General features: G+C 62.5%; 11 protein-coding genes. 5 read left to right on the top strand and 6 right to left on the bottom strand.

The window, feature by feature from the left end; all coding sequences use genetic code 11:
- Positions 1–166: 166 nt before the first annotated feature.
- The 5 genes from EPB08_RS15950 to motB all read left to right on the top strand — a co-directional run bounded on the left by EPB08_RS15950 (position 167) and on the right by motB (position 5461).
- Entirely contained in the window at positions 167–1180 is a 1014-nt protein-coding gene (locus EPB08_RS15950; protein WP_130620116.1) for an aminoglycoside phosphotransferase family protein, read from the top strand.
- Positions 1181–1376: 196 nt separating this feature from the next.
- Positions 1377–2048, top strand: a complete 672-nt coding sequence (gene murU, locus EPB08_RS15945; RefSeq protein WP_130620115.1) for an N-acetylmuramate alpha-1-phosphate uridylyltransferase MurU — start codon at positions 1377–1379, stop codon at positions 2046–2048.
- 143 nt (positions 2049–2191) lie between these two features.
- On the top strand, positions 2192–3307 hold the full coding sequence (locus tag EPB08_RS15940; RefSeq protein ID WP_130620114.1) for a sterol desaturase family protein: 1116 nt from the start codon (positions 2192–2194) through the stop codon (positions 3305–3307).
- A 253-nt stretch (positions 3308–3560) separates the two neighbouring features.
- Positions 3561–4430: a flagellar motor stator protein MotA gene (gene motA / locus EPB08_RS15935; protein WP_130620113.1), complete on the top strand. Its 870-nt coding sequence runs from the start codon at positions 3561–3563 to the stop codon at positions 4428–4430.
- Positions 4427–5461: a flagellar motor protein MotB gene (gene motB / locus EPB08_RS15930; protein ID WP_130620112.1), complete on the top strand. Its 1035-nt coding sequence runs from the start codon at positions 4427–4429 to the stop codon at positions 5459–5461. Before motA ends, motB begins: the two co-directional genes overlap by 4 nt.
- A gap of 322 nt (positions 5462–5783) precedes the next feature.
- Here the strand turns inward: motB and EPB08_RS15925 are convergent, their stop codons facing one another.
- From EPB08_RS15925 to tgt, 6 genes are all read right to left on the bottom strand, one after another.
- Complete coding sequence (locus EPB08_RS15925; protein WP_130620600.1) at positions 5784–8813, bottom strand: TonB-dependent receptor; 3030 nt, start codon at positions 8811–8813, stop codon at positions 5784–5786.
- A 501-nt stretch (positions 8814–9314) separates the two neighbouring features.
- Positions 9315–12353: a TonB-dependent receptor gene (locus EPB08_RS15920; RefSeq protein WP_165418541.1), complete on the bottom strand. Its 3039-nt coding sequence runs from the start codon at positions 12351–12353 to the stop codon at positions 9315–9317.
- Positions 12354–12839: 486 nt separating this feature from the next.
- A complete protein-coding gene (gene secF, locus EPB08_RS15915; protein WP_130620111.1) occupies positions 12840–13796 on the bottom strand; it encodes a protein translocase subunit SecF in 957 nt (318 codons plus the stop codon).
- Positions 13797–13812: 16 nt separating this feature from the next.
- Positions 13813–15684 (bottom strand): protein translocase subunit SecD, encoded by a 1872-nt coding sequence (gene secD / locus EPB08_RS15910; protein ID WP_130620110.1) that lies wholly within the window; start codon positions 15682–15684, stop codon positions 13813–13815.
- 92 nt (positions 15685–15776) lie between these two features.
- Positions 15777–16109: a preprotein translocase subunit YajC gene (gene yajC / locus EPB08_RS15905; RefSeq protein ID WP_130620109.1), complete on the bottom strand. Its 333-nt coding sequence runs from the start codon at positions 16107–16109 to the stop codon at positions 15777–15779.
- Positions 16110–16507: 398 nt separating this feature from the next.
- Complete coding sequence (tgt, locus tag EPB08_RS15900; RefSeq protein WP_130620108.1) at positions 16508–17635, bottom strand: tRNA guanosine(34) transglycosylase Tgt; 1128 nt, start codon at positions 17633–17635, stop codon at positions 16508–16510.
- Between the last annotated feature and the right edge of the window lie 572 nt (positions 17636–18207).

Below are 18207 nucleotides of genomic sequence, written 5' to 3'. Positions count from 1 at the left end.
GAGGGTGGGGTGAGGGGCCAATCTTGCGATAACTCCTTTTTATTGTAGGAGCGCACCCAGTGCGCGATCGCGGTACACCAATGCTCCGCGGTCGCGCACTGGGTGCGCTCCTACAGTTGAAGGGCTTCACCCGCTAAGCTGCATGCATCACCCCACGCAGCACGCCATGACCATCGCCCCCGACCGCGCCGCCGCCCGCCTGGCCTGGACCCGCTCTGCCCTCGGCGACGCCACGCTCAACCTGGAATCCGCCTCGTCCGACGCCAGCTTTCGCAGCTACTGGCGCACGCACCATGACGGCCGCAGCTGGATCGTGATGGATTCGCCGCCGGATAAGGAAGATCCGCGCCCGTGGCTGGCCATGGGCGAACGACTGGCCACCGCCGGCCTGCATGTGCCTGCGGTGTACGCGAAGGATCTGGAGCAAGGCTTCCTGTTGATCGAGGATCTCGGCAACCGTCTCTATCTGTCCGAGCTGAACGAACAGACGGCGGATGCGCTGTACAGCGATGCCATGGATGCGTTGCTGCTGATGCAGACGCGCATGGACCATCGCGACCTGCCACCGTTCAGTCACCAGGTGCTGGTGACGGGGTTGGAAGTGATGCCGGAATGGTTCCTCGGTCGCCATCTCGGCCACACGCCGAGTTGCGGTGAGTGGGATATGCTGGAAGCTGCGTTCGACGTGATCATCCGCCATGCGCAGGAACAGCCACGCTGCTTCGTGCATCGCGATTACCACAGCCGCAACCTGCTCGTCGTCGACGACAACAATCCCGGCGTCATCGATTTCCAGGGCGCACTATCCGGCCCCATCACCTACGACCTCGCTTCGCTGCTGCGCGACGCCTACATCGTGTGGCCACGCGAACGCGTGGAAGGCTGGATCGAGTCGTATCGCCAGCGCCTGCTCGGCGCCGGCATGATCGATGAGAGCGTGACGCCAGCGCGTTTCCTGCGCTGGGTCGATCTCACCGGCATGCATCGCCACGTGCGCGTACTCGGCCAGTTCTATCGCCTGTGGTATCGCGACGGAAAGCCCGGCTATCTCGCCAACGTGACGACGGTCTATCAGTACGTGGTGTCCGTGGCGCGCAACTATCCGGAACTGGCCGACTTCGTCGCTCTGCTGGAGCGTCACGCGGAAGGCCGCGATCTCAGCCAGGTAGCGGCTGCATGATGCGAACAACATGGTCTGACTCTGTCATTCCGGCGAAAGCCGGACGAGCGCGAAGTGCGAAGAACGTCCGCAGGACGGCCCCAAAGGGGCGAGCGAAGCGAGTTATCCAGTGTCTTTCCCCCATTCGAAGCTTCAGTCGCTGGATCCCGGCTTTTGCCGGGATGACGAAGAGGACATTGGCTACTGCAGGAATCCCATGCGACACGCACTGATCTTTGCAGCAGGCCTCGGCGAACGCATGCGGCCGCTTACCGACCGCACGCCCAAACCGCTGCTTCCGGTGGGTGGCAAGCCGCTGATCGAGTGGCATCTGGAAAAGCTCGCGGCCATCGATGTGCGCTACGTGGTCATCAACACCTCGCACCTCGCCGATCAGTTTCCCGACGCACTCGGCGATGGTTCGCGCTGGGGGCTGCGCATCCGCTATGCCTACGAAGGCCCCACGCCGCTGGAAACCGGCGGCGGCATGTTGAATGCGCTGCCGCTGCTGGGACCGGAGCCCTTCATTGCCGTCAGCGCGGATATCTACAGCGATTACGACTATGCCGCGTTGCCACTGCAGCCCGCAGGTCTCGCGCATCTCGTCATGGTGCCCAATCCCGATTGGCACGCCGCCGGCGATTTCGTGCTGAACGACAGTCAGCTGAGTGAAGACGGCGAAGGCCAGCGACTCACCTTCGGCAATATCGGTGTGTATCGGCCCGAATTCATGCAAGGTCAGGCACCGGGCCGCTTCAAGCTGTTGCCGCTGTACCAGCAGACGATGCGCGCCAGGCAGCTCGGCGGCGAGCGCTACGATGGTTTCTGGCGCAACCTGGGCAACCCCGCTCAGCTGAATGAACTGGACGCACACCTGCGCGGTAGCTGAGCGAAAGCTTGCCGGCGCAAAATCATGCCGGGTGGATGCGGCCGGGATGCGGCAGTATCCTAAACCGCCCAGCTCTGTAGAGCGCGCCATACCTGGACCCGTCGCCTGCAGGACTGCTTCTGCTTTTGTGCAAGGTAACGACGATGTCCGAACTGTGGTCCCACCTGGTCAACTGGTTCAGCAGCCACGGCGTGCAGCCGCTGCTGCAGTTCCTGCACTTGCAGGGCCTCGCGGGCGATCCGAATGACATCGCCGAGTCGCTGCTGATCGCCACGCTGCAGCTTTGCATCATCGGTTTCATCTTCCGTCCGCTGGAAAGCATCGTGCCCGCTGAGAAGTGGACCGATCGCAAGCTCACCAAGGTGGACTTCCAGTACACCCTGTTGATGCTGGTCGGTATCTTCCCGATCTTCAGCTACCTGGTGCTCACGCCGATCGCCAATTATTTCGGCGGCCCCGACGTGGGTCCCAGCGACGCGAGCGCATCACCGCTGGCCATCACGCACTGGTTTCCCGCGCTGAAAGAGCATCCGTGGATACTGTTCGGCTGCTATTACCTCGTCTACGACTTCACCTATTACTGGATGCATCGCCTGCAGCATGCGTTGCCGTGGTGGTGGGCGCTGCACAGCATGCATCACAGCACGCGCCAGATGAGCTGCTGGACGAACGACCGCGGCAGCCTCATCGACGGCTTCATCCAGTCGATGATCCTGGCCACCGTCGGCATCGTGATGGGCGTGGAGCCCGACCAGTTCGCCTGGCTGGTGCTGATCGGCGAACTGGTGCAGAACTTCTCGCACGCCAACGTACGTATCGGCTTCGGGCCGGTGTTCAACCGCGTGCTGGTGGCGCCGAAGTTCCATCGCCTGCATCACATGCTGGTGGACCCCACTCGGCCCAACCTGCACAACTGCAATTTCGGCCAGGTGCTCTCTATCTGGGACGTAGTGTTCGGCACGGCGCTGTACGGCGAGCCGCTGCGCCCCACCGGCGTGGGCGATCCGATGGTGGATGACGACAACAACCATGGCCTGGTCGGCCTGCACTGGAACGCCGCCAAGCGTTTCTGGGGTGCGGTGCGGCGGCCGGCCGGATGGAAGTTCGGCGAAGTGGCATTCGGGTCCAACTACGAGCCCATTCCCGTCGACCAGCTGGATCTGCATGCGCTGGGACACCACGTCATGCAGCCCGCTTCTTCCCATGCCTCGCAGCCGTTGCCGGATGCCGTCGAACCGGAAAGCGCCACCACGGCGTAACGCGTCGCCTGGGCTGGTTTCGGAGGGCAACGACGCGCCTGCAATCTCAAAGCGCTATCGCTCGTGCCCGAATCCAAGGCCCTCGTGTCCGCACGGCCTACTTTCCTGTAACTGACGGAAGCGGCCCGTTTTCTCAGCCGCAAACGACCTCGAAAAATCCCACGCCAACCGCCTAAACGTTTTCTCAACTTTCTTGCGTCTGCGCCGATAAGGCCAGAGCACGGAGACATCGGCTCCGTATCTCGGAGCGAATATGTTGGTCCTGGTCGGCGCCCTGGTGGTCCTTGCGTGCGTGTTCGGCGGTTTCGTGCTGTCGCACGGCCATATCCTTGCGCTGTGGCAACCCTATGAACTGCTGATCATCGGTGGCGGCGCCGTGGGCGCCTTTCTCTCGGCCAACCCGGTCAACGTGGTCAAGGGGGCGTTGCGTGACGCCGCCGGCCTGCTCAAGGGACCCAAGTACAAGAAGCAGGATTATGTCGACCTGCTGTCGATGCTCTATGACCTGTTCAGCCTGATCCGCAAGGAAGGCCTGCTCGGCGTGGAGGAACACATCGAAGACCCGCAGTCCAGCTCGCTGTTCTCCGCCTACCCGCGCCTGTTGCGCGAACATCACCTGATCGAATTCACCACCGACTGCCTGCGGCTGATGGTGGGTGGCAGCATGAACCCGCACGAGCTGGAGCAGCTGCTGGAAGTGGAGCTGGAAACGCATCATCACGAAGCCGTGGCGCCTGCGCTGGCCGTGGCGAAGATGGCCGACGCGCTGCCCGGCTTCGGCATCGTGGCGGCGGTACTCGGCATCGTCACCACCATGGGGCAGCTCGACGGCGACACCTCTGCCATCGGCGAACACATCGCCGGTGCGCTGGTCGGCACCTTCCTCGGCATCCTGCTCTGCTACGGCTTCCTCGGCCCGCTGGGTGCGGCGATGGAGAACCGCGTGCAGGAAGACGGCAAAGCCTTCGAGTGCGTGAAGGTCGCGCTGCTGGCGAACCTGCGCGGCTACAACCCCAAGGTGGCAGTGGAATTCGCCCGCAAGTCGCTTTCCGCCAACGCGCGGCCTGGCTTCCAGGATCTTGAAGAACACCTCAAGGCGCCGCGCGCGAAGGCTGCGACGTGAGCGAACAGGGCGCCCCCGCACCCATCATCATTCGGCGCGTAAAGAAAAAAGGTCACGGCCACCACGGCGGTGCCTGGAAGGTCGCGTACGCGGACTTTGTCACCGCGATGATGGCCTTCTTCCTCGTGATGTGGCTGATCGGTGCAGGCACCAAGCAGCAGCGCGCAGCCATCTCGGAATACTTCAAGAATCCGAGCATGACGCAGGGCACGGCGACCATGGCGCCTTCGGGCCAGAACGGCCCGGGCGGTGCCAGCACCAGCATGATCAAGCTGGGCGGTGCGATGGATCTTCCGCATGGTCCGGGCCACGACAAGCAGAACGCTTCCGCCACCAGCGTCGATCCGAAGGACATCGAGAAGGAAGCGCGCAAGCAGGAACGCGCGCGTCTCGAAGAACTGATGCAGCAGTTGAAGGCCGCCATCCAGAGCAGCCAGGCGCTCGAACCGTTCAAGGATCAGCTGCTGCTGGACATCACGCCCGAAGGCCTGCGCATCCAGATCGTCGACAAGCAGAACCGACCGATGTTCGACACGGGTAGCGCGCAGTTGCGCCCGTACACCACGAAGATCCTCGTGGAACTAGCCGGCTTCATCGACCGCGTACCCAATCGCATCAGCCTCTCCGGCCACACCGACGATGCGCCCTACAGCACCGATCACCAGTACAGCAACTGGGAGCTTTCCGCCGACCGCGCGAATGCCGCGCGACGCGCCCTGCTCTCCGGCGGCCTGCCCGAAGACAAGATTGCGCGCGTCGTGGGACTGGCCGCGTCGGTGCCGTTCGATCGCGCCAACCCGGGCGATCCGATCAATCGTCGCATCAGCATCATCGTGATGAACAAGCAGGCCGAGGCATCCTCGCTGTCGCAGGAAACCGGCCCCATCGACGACAAGGCGACGGCTGCGCTGCTCCCCACGGTGGCGCCCATCGCTCCGGCCGCACCGCCCGCCATCGAGGTATCCAAGGCGCAAGCGGCCAGCGACAAGCCGGGCACCGATGCTGCGTCGGTCAGCCCTCGCTCCCCCTGAGGCGCTACGCCGCTTCGCTCGATTCCACACACCCAGCATCGCAGCGGGCGCGAGCGCGGCTGATGAACTCGTGCAGCCGCGTGCCACATCCTCACGCGGCCGATGCCGGCCGTCGCGACATCCTCAGGCGATGGGCTCCATAGCACCGCAAGCCACGAGCTACACGACGCTTCGTGAAGAATCACGCGCATAAAAAAGCCACCGGCGGGGACCGGTGGCTGCAAAGATAAGGGTGAAGCGTCCTTTGCCTTGAAATCACCACACGGCACCGGGAGGGCGTGGCACCGTGTGGTGGGTCGGTCTTGCGACCGACGCGAGCGGATCAGAAGTCGTACGACACACCGAAGCGGGCGTAACGCGGCGTGGTCTGGTACAGCGTCATGCCGTAGGTGTTGGACACCGTGAACGGAGCCTTCTCGTAGGTGGCATCGAGCACGGTCGGCTTACGCTGGTTGAACACGTTGAAGACATTGAAGCTGAAGGCCAGCTTGTTGTCTGCAAACGCCGGACGATAGGTCACGCCCAGATCGAAGATCTCCTGCCACGGCAGATGACCCATGGAACCCAGGTTCGACGGCTTGCCTGCGCACCAGCGATAGGCCGAGCGATAGCCACCGGCCGGATCGGTGTTGTCCTCTCCGTAGTAGCCAAGGCAAGCCTTGGGTGCACCCGACATCACACGCAACGCACCGGAGACCATCCATTCCGGAGCGATCTGGTAGGAGCCATAGGCCTTCAGCTGGTGCGTACGGTCGTTGGAAAGCACGCCGTTGCTGTTGACCATGAGCGAAGCGGCATCCCAGTCCTGCGTCTTGGAGACGTCATCCTGGCCCACGGTCGAAAGCACCTGGCCTTCCGTGTTGCCATAGCTGCGCGAGAACGTGTAGTCCACGCGAGCCTGCCACTTGCCGTCGAACGGATGCTCCAGGAACAGATCCAGGGCGTAGTACTTGCGCTTGGCGCCCGAGGTGAAGCCCCAGTCGCTGGTCGACATGCTGACCTTCTGATAGCCGTTGCCGTCGGCATTCGCGAGCAGGAAGGTGTTGGTCTTGCCCGGATTGAAGATCAGGCAGCTGTTCGGCAGGTTGACCGAGTCAGGATCGATACCCTGCGCGGCCGCCTTCGCGATCAGCGGGTCCATGTCGCAAACGTCGTCGATCGCGGTCTGCAGCTTGCGCAACGTGCCCTTGGCACCGAACACCCAGCTGCTACCCAGCATCTTGGAGAAGCCGAGGATGGCTTCGTCCTGATACTGCGACTTGAGGTTGGAGGCAGCCACCGTCTTCGGATCCGGCGTTTCGCCGTACTCACCGTTGGTGGACACCGGGCCAGGTCCAAGCGGGGTCAGGCCCGTCGGATTGCCGTTGGCGTCGATGCCGGTGTAGGAGAAGTATTCATCGGTGAAGGTCGACGGCGAAGCGCCGCGAATCGCCACGCTGTTGGGCAGCGCGAGGTAGTAACGACCCAGGTTGCCGAACACCTTGAACGAGGAATCACCGAACACGTCCCAGCTGAAGCCAATGCGCGGCGCCCACTGGTTGGTCTGGTGGACGTAGGCTTGGCCGGTGGCGTTGTAGTTGGTGAACTGGTCGTTGCGCAGGCCCAGGCTCAGCAGGAACTTGTCGTTGATCTGCCAGCGGTCTTCGATGTACTGCGCCTTCTGACTCACCGACATGCTGGTGGTCGTGGTGAACACGTACTTGTCGACGTAGTAGCCATCACCACCCGGTGCGCCCACGCCCTGCTCCGGCGAGAGAGCTTCATTCGGATCATCGACGGCACCCCAGATCCACGCATAACCCGGACCGCTGATCTGCTGGCCTTCGTTGGTGGCGTTGAAGTGCATGTTGTCGATACCGGCCGCCAACGTGTGGTCGCCGAGCTTGTATTCCAGGTCGAGGCGAAGACCATGGGTCTTGTTCTTCGCACCCGGATCCTTCACGTACAGGACGGTATTGCCGTTGCGGATCGGCGTGCCGCCCGTAATGCTCGGATCCTGGTAGACCGGCGTGTACAGGTACGGGCGATCCGGACTCAGGCCCGGGGTGTTCGAGTAGTCGATGGCGCGGTTCTGGCCATAGGTGGCCGTGAACGTCAGGTCATCCGTGATGTAGCTGGTGAACTTGCCGATATAGATATCGGAACCCGTCTTGGTCGACGTGTCGTAGCCGTTGAGCGCGCCTTCCGTCGCGGTCTTGTAGTCGTACTTGTACTGCGTGCCGCTGTACTCGGTCTTGTTGGAGATCCCCGTCAGCTCCAGGATATTGCTGTCGTTGATGTTCCAGTCGAGCTTGGCGTAGTACTTGGGAACGTCGTACTTGTAATAGGTATTGGTAGGCTGACCCGACGAGGAAGCCGTGGTGCTCTTGCCTTCTTCCTTTTCAGCCTCGGCTGCGATGAAGAAGAACAGCTTGTCCTTGATCAGCGGGCCACCGGCATACAAGTCATAGGTGGTGTTCCACTTCACGTTGTCCTTGCGGTTGCGATACGGCGTGCCCGGCAGGGTCTTGCTCGCATAGCCGTAACCGTCCGGCAGCTGGTTGTTCGGGTAGAGGATGCTGCGGGGATCTTCCGCGAGGAACTTGGGCGACCACAGCACCTGGCCACCGAAGTGCCATTCATTGGTACCGCGCTTGCCCACCTGGCTGATCACGCCACCGTCGGAGCGACCGTACATGGCGCTGTAGCCACCGGTATAGATTTCCTGCTGGTCGATCGCGCCATACGGCAGGCCGATACCACCCAGGTTGCTAAGCGGATCAGTGGTGTTGTAACCATTGATGTAATACGCGTTCTCGGTCACCGACGAACCGCCGAACGAAATGACGCTCGAACCGGCCTTCTGGCCTGCGAAGTAGCTGCTGCCCTGGACCACGCCCGGCGCAAGCAAAGCGATGGCTTCGGCGCTGCGGCCGAGCGGCAAGCGATCGAGATCCTGCGAGGTAATGACGGTGCGCGAATCCACCGACGACACGTCGATAGCCGGCAGCGCATTCGCCGTAACCGTAACGGAGGCCAGTGCCTGAGCGTTTGCCGCGGCGACAAAGCTCACTTCGGTACCCGCGTTCACCGTGATGGAGACATCCTTGCGGCTGTCGACCGTGGAGCCACCCTTCTGCAGGACCACCGAATAGGTGCCCAGCGGCAGGTTGCTGATGCGGTAACGACCTGAGTCATCCACGGTCGCCGAACGGCTGATGCCGGTGGAGCCGGTGACCGTGACGGTTTCGCCGGCTTCCGCCTGGCCAAAAATGGTACCGGTGGTCGACTGGGCGAAGACAACGCCGGTCAAGCCCATGGTCAGCGCAGCGGCAAGCGTCGTCCGACGCAGCAGCACGGCGCGATTCAACATACGAAAGCTCATCTAGTGGATCTCCCCGTAACAGCCCTGAAAAAGGGCAAAAAGAAGCCTGCCGGTCGTCCTTGGGACGATCGGTGTGAGTTGCCGTCTGGTGCGGTCCTGTCAGGCTCCCCCTGCAGAGACCACCCTTCCCCCCTGACGCGACACGTAATTGTTTGCGACTGTCAATTCGAGCTGTCGCAAAGCTGTCGCCAACAGAGCTTGAAAGCCGAAGGTAGAGCGTTTTCTTGCGGAATGTCAACTTCCTGTAAGTAAGCGTTAACGAAATCTTGCCTATTTCGTAATTTCATGAAGCATGATTTCACGCGTAACTATCTATTCCCACGGAAGAAATGGCGAGTGCGTAAAGGACGTCGAGGCCTCCGAAACCGAGGCAAAAAAAAGCCGCCAGCGGTTGCTGGCGGCCCAGGAAGAAGCATTCGTTGTGACTACTTGTGTCTCGGTCGCCACGCGGTGCGGTGAGGCAACCGCGTGGCCAGGCTGGGTACTGCCTTAGAAGTCGTACGTGACCGAGAAACGACCGTAACGCGGCGTGGTCTGGTAGAGCATGGCGCCGTAGGTGTTGGACACCGTATAGCGGCCGGTCTCGTACGTCGCGTCCAGACCCGTCGCCTTGCGCTCGTTCAACACGTTGAAGATGTTGAAGTTGAATGCCAGCTTCTGATCGGCGAACTGCGGACGGTAGCTGACGCCCAGATCCAGGATCTTGGTCCACGGCAGGCGGCCGAGGCTGCCCAGCGGGGTCGGTTCGCCACCGCACCAGCGGTACTTGGACTTGTAGCCCGACGGATCGGTTTCGTTCGGGCCGTAGTAACCAAGGCAAGCCTTCGGGGAACCCGACATCACGCGCAGCGCGCCAGAAACCATCCACTCCGACGCAATCTGATACGCGCCATAGGCCTTCAGCTGATGGGTGCGGTCGTTCGACAGCACGCCATTGCTGTTTTCCATCAGTGCCGGCGTATCCCAGTCCTGCGTCTTGGAGACGTCGTCCTGGCCGATGGTGGAAAGGACCTGACCTTCCGTGTTGCCGTAGCTACGCGAGAAGGTGTAGTCGACTCGGCCCATCCAGGTGCCGTTGAACGGATGTTCCAGGAACAGGTCGAGCGCGTAGTACTTACGCTTGGCACCGGTGCTGAAGCCCCAATCCTTGGTGGACATGCTCACCTTGGTGTAGCCGCTGCCGTTCGCGTTCTTCAACATGAACTCGTTGGTCTCGCCCGGATTGAAGATCAGGCAGCCCTCGGGCAGCGTGACGCTCTTCGGGTCGATCCCCAGGGCCTTGACCTTGGCAGCCACTGCATCCGGCTCACAGACGTCGTCAATCGCGGTCTGCAGCTGGCGCAGGGTGACCTTGGCGCCATACAGCCAGTCGCTGTTGAGCATCTTGTTGAAGCCCAGGATCGCTTCGTCCTGATACTGCGACTTGAGGTTCGATGCCGCGACCGACTTCGGATCCGGAGCCTGGCCGTACTCGCCATTGGTGGACACCGGGCCCGGGCCCATGGGCTTGAGGCCCGTCGGGTTGCCGTTGGCGTCGATGCCGCTGTAGGTGAAGTACTCGTAGGTGAAGGTCGATGCCGAGGCACCGCGGATCGCCACGCTGTTCGGCAGCGCAAGGTAGTAGCGGCCGAGGTTGCCGAACACCTTGAAGGTGGAGTCACCCAGCACGTCCCAGCTGAAGCCCAAACGCGGCGCCCACTGGTTACGCTGCTTCACATACTCCTCGCCGGCGCTGTTGTAGTTGGTGAACTGGTCGTCACGCAGACCCAGCTTCACCATCCAGCGGTCGTTGACCTGCCAGGTGTCCTCGATGTACTGCGCCTTCTGGTCCACAGCCATGCTGGTGGTCGTGGTCAGGATGTAGCGAGCCGTGTAATAGCCGCGGCCGCCCGGTGCGCCAACGCCGAAGACCGGCTGAACTGGCACGTTTTCCTTGCCCGCAGCAGCCTTGTAGAAGATCCAGGCGTAACCCGGGCCGCTCACCTGCTGGCCTTCGTCCGTCGCCTGGTAGTGCATGTTGTCGATACCGGCCGACAACAGGTGGCTACCCAGCTTGTATTCGAGATCGAGACGCAGACCATGGGTCTTGTTGTTTGCGTTCGGGTTCTTCACATACAGCGTGGTGTTGGTGTTGCGGATCGGCGTGCCCCCGGTGATCAGGGGATCCTGGTTGGTCACGCCACTCAGGTAAGACTGCGTGGTGGTCAGGCCGGGCGTATTCGAGTAGTCGATGGCGCGGTTCTGGCCGTACGTCGCCGAGAAGGTCAGGTCGTCGGTGATATAGCTCGTGTACTTGCCGACGTAGATGTCCGAGCCCGTCTTGGTCGACGTATCGTGACCGGCAAAGGCACCTTCGACGCCGGTGGCGTAGTTATACTTGTACAGGTCACCGCTGTACTCGGTCTTGTTCGAGATACCGGTCAGCTCGAGGATGTTGCTGTCGTTGATGTTCCAGTCGAGTTTGACGTAGTACTTGGGGATCTTGTACGTGTAATACGTGTTGGCCGGCACCGAGGCGGCAGCGGAAGACGTCGACTTGCCTTCCTGCTTCTCCGCTTCAGCAGATGCGAACAGGTACAGCTTGTCCTGGATCAGCGGACCACCGATATAGGCGCTATAGGTGTTGTTCCACTTCACGTTGTCCTTACGGGTGCGGTAGATCGTACCCGGCAGGTTCTTGTTGGCGTAGCCGTCGCCGTTCGGAAGCGTGTTGTTCGGGTAATAGACGCTCTTGGGATCTTCCGCCAGGAACTTCGGCGACCACAGCACCTGACCACCGAAGTGCCAGTCGTTGGTACCGCGCTTGCCGACCTGGCTGATCACGCCGCCGTCCGAGCGACCGTACATGGCGCTATAGCCGCCGGTATAGACTTCCTGCTGGTCGATCGCGCCATAAGGCAGGCCGATGCCGCCCAGGTTCTTCAGCGGATCGGTGGTGTTATAGCCGTTGATGTAATAGGCGTTCTCGCTGACCGAGGAACCGCCGAACGACACCGTCGACGAGCCGGCAGACTGGCCGGTGAAGTAGCCGCTGCCCTGCACCACACCCGGAGCGAGCAGCGCGATCGATTCGGCGCTACGGCCGAGCGGCAGGCGCTCGAGGTCCTGCGAAGTGATCACCGTGCGCGAATCCACCGACGACACGTCGATGGCGGGCAGCGCATTGGCCGTCACCGTCACCGAGGAAAGAGCCTGGGCATTGGCGGCCGAGACGAACGACACTTCGGTACCGGCGTTCACCGTGATGGCGACGTCCTTGCGCGTGTCGACGGCGGCGCCGTCCTTCTGCAGCGTGACCGAATAGCTGCCCAGGGGCAGGTTGCTGATGCGATAGCGGCCCGACTGGTCAACGGTGGTCGAGCGGGTGATACCGGTGCTGCCGGCAACCGTCACCGTCTCGCCGGCTTCCGCCTGGCCGAAGATGGTACCGGTGGTGGACTGGGCCAGGGCGACGCCAGCCAGACCCATGGTGAGGGCAACCGCCAGCGTCGAGCGGCGCAGCACCATGCTGCGATTGAACGAACTCAAATTCATTGGATGTATCTCCCCAAGCGGCCCAAAATTTGGGCAAAAGAAAACCGGGCCGACGCCGCGACAGGCGGGTCAACCAAAGACGTCAGGCTTGAATCTGAAGGCTCCCCCAGCAGACCCCTTCCCGCTCGAGCGCGTGGCTCAGCTCCCTGTCATCGCAGTGTTTCACGATTGAAACAGGAAGTAACTGCGACCATGAGTTATTTCTTACGACGTGTCAACAAAAAATTCACATCGTCAGCCTTGTGCAAGCGAATGGCTCGCAGGCTGCATTTTCACGTCACGAAGGGGTTTATGCAGACAAGAATATCCAATCCAAACAAACGGATATGGAGAGCGTGTCGTGCCGGGCGCGAGATGGACGCCAGCTGGGTACAGGCAGGGACAACGCTTTTACCGGGTCTTTCTGCCCTGCGGCGAGCACAAATAATTACGGCCCGGATAGCCGGGCCGTAATTAGGTGCCATCGGGGCTGTTCCGTGCTCAGGGCCGGCGCGCCAGCTCCGGGTTTTCCTTGGACTTGGGCATCAGGTCCTGCTTGGACACGCCCAGCCACAGCAGGATGGGGCTCGCCACGAAGATCGAGGACAGCGTACCCACCAGGATGCCGATCAGCATGGTGATGGCGAAGCCGTGCACCACCGGGCCACCGAAGAAGTACAGCGCGGCCATGGTGATCGCGGTGAACAGCGCGGTGATGATGGTTCGCGACAGCGTGTTGTTGATCGAGCGGTTGAGGATCTCCTCCGGCTCGGCCTTGCGGGCCAGGCGGAACAGCTCGCGCACGCGGTCGAACACCACCACCTTGTCGTTGATCGAGTAACCGATCACGGCGAGCACCGAGGCCAGCACGGTCATGTCGAACTCGCGCTGCACCAGCGCGAACACACCCACGGTGATCAGCGCGTCGTGCAGCTCGGTGACGATCGCCGCTACGGCGAAACGCCATTCGAAGCGGATGCCCAGGTACAGGCCGATGCCGAGCATCACCACCAGTGCGGCGAGAATGCCGTCACTGCGCAGCTCGTCACCCACGGTCGAGCTCACGTAATCGCGGCTCTTGATGCTGACGTCCGGGCGGCTCGCCTTGAGCACGCCGGTCGTCACGGCGGACACCTTGTCGAGATTGATCTTGCCCGCCTCGTCCTTCATCCCGGCGGTGGGCTGGAAGCGCACCGAGACTTCGCGGGTGCCACCGAGGCTGGCGACCAGCGAATGCTCGATGCCGCCCTTCTCCAGCGCGTCCTGCACTTCGGCCGTGGTCACCGGATTCTCGTAGTCCACCACCAGCGACACGCCGCCGGTGAAGTCCAGGCCATAGTTCAGGCCTTTGACGGCGATGATCCCGATGGACAGCACCATCAGCAGGATGGCGATGCCGACACTGAACTTCCTCATGCCGAGGAAGTTCACGTTTGCGTTGTGGTTGAAGATTTCCATGGTTGCCTGTTCCTCTTCAGACCGACAGCGTCTTGAGCTTGCGATGACCGTGAATCAGCGCGGTGATCGCATGCGTCACGGTGACCGAGGTGAACATCGAGGTGAGGATGCCGATCAGCAGCGTGATACCGAAGCCCTTGATCGGGCCCGAGCCCATCGTGGTCAGCGCCAGCGCGGCGATCAGGTGGGTGACGTTGGCGTCGAGAATGGTCGCCCATGCCTTGTCGTAACCGGCACGGATGGCCGCCAGCGGCGTGGAGCCGTTGCGCAATTCCTCACGCACGCGTTCGCAGATGAGCACGTTGGCGTCGATGGCCATACCGAGCGTCAGCACGATACCCGCGATGCCCGGCATGGTCAGCGTGACGCCGACAGCCGACATCACCGCCACCAGGATCACCAGGTTGAAGAACAGCGCCACGTCGGCCACCAGGCCGAAGAGCTTGTAGTAGAGGGCCGCGGCGAGCAGCACCAGCGCCAGGCCGATCATCACGGCGCGCAGGCCCTTCTCGATGTTTTCCTGGCCGAGGCTGGGACCGATCACGCGCTCTTCGACGATGTCGATCGGCGCAGCCAGCGAACCGCCCTTCAGCAGCAGCGCCAGCTCGGAGGCTTCCTTCGGACTGCGCAGGCCGGTGGTCTGGAAGTTCTTGCCGAACACGCCGTTGATGGTGGCGTAGTTGATCACCTCTTCGGTGATCTTCGGCGTGCGCACTTCCTTGCCGTCGACGATCTTGGTCTCGACCACGCGCTCCACGTACACCACGCCCATCGGCTTGCCGACGCTACCGGTGGTGAAGTCCAGCATCTTCTTCGCGCCGGCCGCGTTGAGCGTCACCGACACGGCAGGCGAACCGCTCTGCTGGTCGAAGGTGGAAGAAGCATCGACCAGCTGGTCGCCGGTGACGATGATGTTCTTGCTCAGCAGGTACGGCTGGCCCTCGCGACCCTTGTACAGGCGTGCGTCCGGCGGAACGATGCCGGAACGCTGTGCATCGATGGCCTGCTGCGGCGTGCCGTAGCCCGCGCGGTATTCCAGCGTCGCGGTGGCGCCGATCAGCTTCTTGGCTTCCGCGGTGTCCTGCACGCCGGCCAGCTCGACCACGATGCGGCTGTCACCCTGCTGCTGGATGATCGGCTCGGACACACCCAGCGCGTTGATACGGTTGCGCAGCGTGCCGAGGTTCTGGCGAATGGTGTTGAGCGAAAGCTCACGCAGCTTGTCCGGACGCACGGCCGCATTGAGCGGATAGCGATCGCCCGTGGCGCTGCCGTCCTGCACGATGAGATCGGGGTACTCGGTGCCGATGATGGTGGCCGCCGCGGTACGGTCCTCATTGGACTTCAGCACCACCAGCACACCCTGGCCGCGCTGGCTGTTGCGCGTCACCGACTCGTAACGGATGTTCTTTTCGCGCAGCAGGCTGCGGATATCGTCCGCATAGCGCGTTTCCTGCTTGTCGATCACGTCGTTCTGATCGACCTGCATCAGGAAGTGCACGCCGCCCTGCAGGTCCAGGCCCAGCGGCATCGACTTGGCGCCGATCGCGGTGAGCCAGTTCGGCACGGTGGACTTGAGGTTGAACGCGACCGTGTAGTCGTCGCCCAGCACGGCCTTGATCGCGTCCGAAGCGCTCTTCTGCACGTCGGCATTGGCGAAGCTGGCGAGCAGGTGGTCGCCCTTGATCTCGATGCCGGTGCTGGCGACGTTCGCCTTCTTCAGGGCATCGGACACCTTCTGCTCAAGCGCGTCGTCGACCGTATTATTGCGGTTTGCCGTGATCTGCACGGCAGGCACCGGCAGGAACGCATTGGGCAGCGCATAGACAATGCCGAGCACCAATACGATGGCGACCAGCGCATATTTCCAGCGTGGAAAATCACTCATGCCTTGAATCCGTCAAAAGCCGCGGCGCGAGGCAGGCCGCGGCAAGCAATGCGTCGTTAAAGCCGGAGCCCCTCCACTCCGGCAGGTCGTCATCAGGACGACTTCAGCGTGCCCTTGGGCAGCACCTGCTGCACGGCGCCCTTCTGCAGCTTGATCTTCACGTTCGGTGCGATCTCGACCGTGATGAAGCTCTCACCCACTTCATCCACCTTGCCGGCGATGCCACCGTTGGTGACCACTTCGTCGCCCTTGGACAGCGCGGAAACCATGTTGCGGTGTTCCTTCTGACGCTTCATCTGCGGGCGGATCATCAGGAAATAGAAGACCACGAACAGCAGGATCAGCGGCAGGAACGTCATGATCGGGTTCGGTGCGCCAGCGGCCGGAGCGGCCTGGGCGATCACGAAGGACGTCGGAAAAGTCATCAGCTTGTCTCGCAAGTTATGGTTCCAACAGGGATTTCCGCTGGAACCTGATAAAAGATCGTGGATTATGCCACGCGCCCCCGGGCCCTGCATGCGTCACAAGGCCCGCCCGTCGTGGGTTCTGGCGGCGGGCGGGGCGGATTCCAAGGGCAAGACCGGCGCGGGATTGCGTTGGTTCCTGAGCTCACCTGCCCGACAGACTCCATGAAAGCCATCCTTCTCCCCTCCGGAGAAGGTGCCGGCAGGCGGATGAGGGTGCGGGCAGAGCGAAAGGTGAAAGGCTACGCAAGCCCCGCACCCTCTCCCCTACCCCTCTCTCCCACAGGGACTACCTTCGGGTCGCGGCCGGGAGAGGGTGGCACGTTGCAAAACTGGCCTATCCGGCAGCCAAAGCACCTTCAGGCCGCGATCCCACCCTGCCGGCGGGCATAGAACTCAGCCACGAAGTCGTCCAGCTTGCCAGCGGCAATGGCCTCGCGCAGGCCGGCCATCAGGCGCTGGTAGTGCCGCAGGTTGTGCATGGTGGCGAGCTGGCTGCCCAGGATCTCGTTGCAGCGATCAAGGTGGCGCAGGTAGGCGCGACTGAAGCCGTTGCTGCAGGCATAGCAGTCACAGCCTTCCTCGATCACACGGGTATCCAGGGTGTACTTGGCATTGCGGATGCGCAGCGTGCCCTCGGCCGTGAACAGGAAGCCGTTGCGCGCGTTGCGGGTGGGCATCACGCAGTCGAACATGTCGATGCCGCGGCGCACGGCTTCCACGATGTCCTCGGGACGACCCACGCCCATCAGGTAGCGCGGCTTGTCCTGCGGCAGCAGCGGCACGGTGAAATCCAGTGCGTGATTGCGCTCCGCCTCCGGCTCGCCCACGGCGAGGCCGCCCACGGCATAGCCGTCGAAGCCGATATTGATCAGGCCTTCCGCCGAACGACGGCGCAGGTTCTCGTACACGCTGCCCTGCACGATGCCAAACAGCGCGTTGGGATTCTTCAGGTCGTCGAACGCACGACGCGAGCGCTCGGCCCAGCGCAGGCTCAATTCCATCGAGGTGGAGGCGACCTTCTCGGTGGCCGGGTACGGCGTGCACTCGTCGAAGATCATCGCGATGTCCGAGTCGAGCACCTTCTGGATGCGCATCGACTCTTCCGGCGACAGGAACACCTTGGAACCATCCACCGGCGACGCGAACGCCACGCCTTCTTCGGTGATCTTGCGCTTGTGCGCCAGCGAGAACACCTGGAAGCCGCCCGAATCGGTGAGGATCGGCTTGTCCCAGCCGATGAACTTGTGCAGTCCGCCGAACTGCTCCACGACCTCCAGGCCGGGACGCAGGAACAGATGGAAGGTGTTGCCCAGGATGATCTCGGCGCCGATATCGCGAATGTCACGCGGGGTCATCGCCTTGACCGAGCCATAGGTGCCCACGGGCATGAAGGCCGGGGTTTCCACGGTGCCACGGTCAAACGTGAGGCGGCCGCGACGGGCCGCGCCGTCGGTGGCCTGGAGCTCGAAAGTCAGGGAAGTCATCGGGGGATTATCGCGTTTTCTGGGGTTTGATGTTTTTGGAGGCTGCGCGGGGCGCGCTCCCTATGCTCCCTCTCCCCTTCGGGCGACCCGAAGGTAGTCCCTGCGGGAGAGAGGGTTGGGGTGAGGGGTCAATCTTGCCTCACGACCCATTGCTGCGCTCCGTTTCCTTGTAGGAGCGCACCCAGTGCGCGATCGCCGTTCGCCTCAGTTTTCCTCGTCATTCCTGCGGAAGCAGGAATCCAGCGACTGTCGCTTCTGATCTAACTTTCCCGCCAGCTTGCTCGCCTGCCGCGGGCTTCCGGACCGCTGCCGCGGCCCGGGTCACTTTTCTTTGCTTGCTCACGCATGCGCAGGAGCGCATGCGAACGGCGAAGCCGGCCCGAAGGGCGGAGGGCAGGATGCCCGGAGTCAAGAAAAGTAACCAAAAGAAAGAGCACCCCGCGTGGCGCTGTCTGGGCTGCGCCCAGCCAGTCCGTGAGGGGCGACCGGGCTTTTCGACCGGGCTCCTGCCCGGACGAAAAGTGCCCGACATCCTTGTCGGGCACCCCTGCGGGGCCTGATCGTCCTCCCCT

Source organism: Dyella amyloliquefaciens (assembly GCF_004296575.1).
Taxonomy (GTDB): domain Bacteria; phylum Pseudomonadota; class Gammaproteobacteria; order Xanthomonadales; family Rhodanobacteraceae; genus Dyella; species Dyella amyloliquefaciens.
This window is presented reverse-complemented; position numbering and strand designations above follow the sequence as displayed.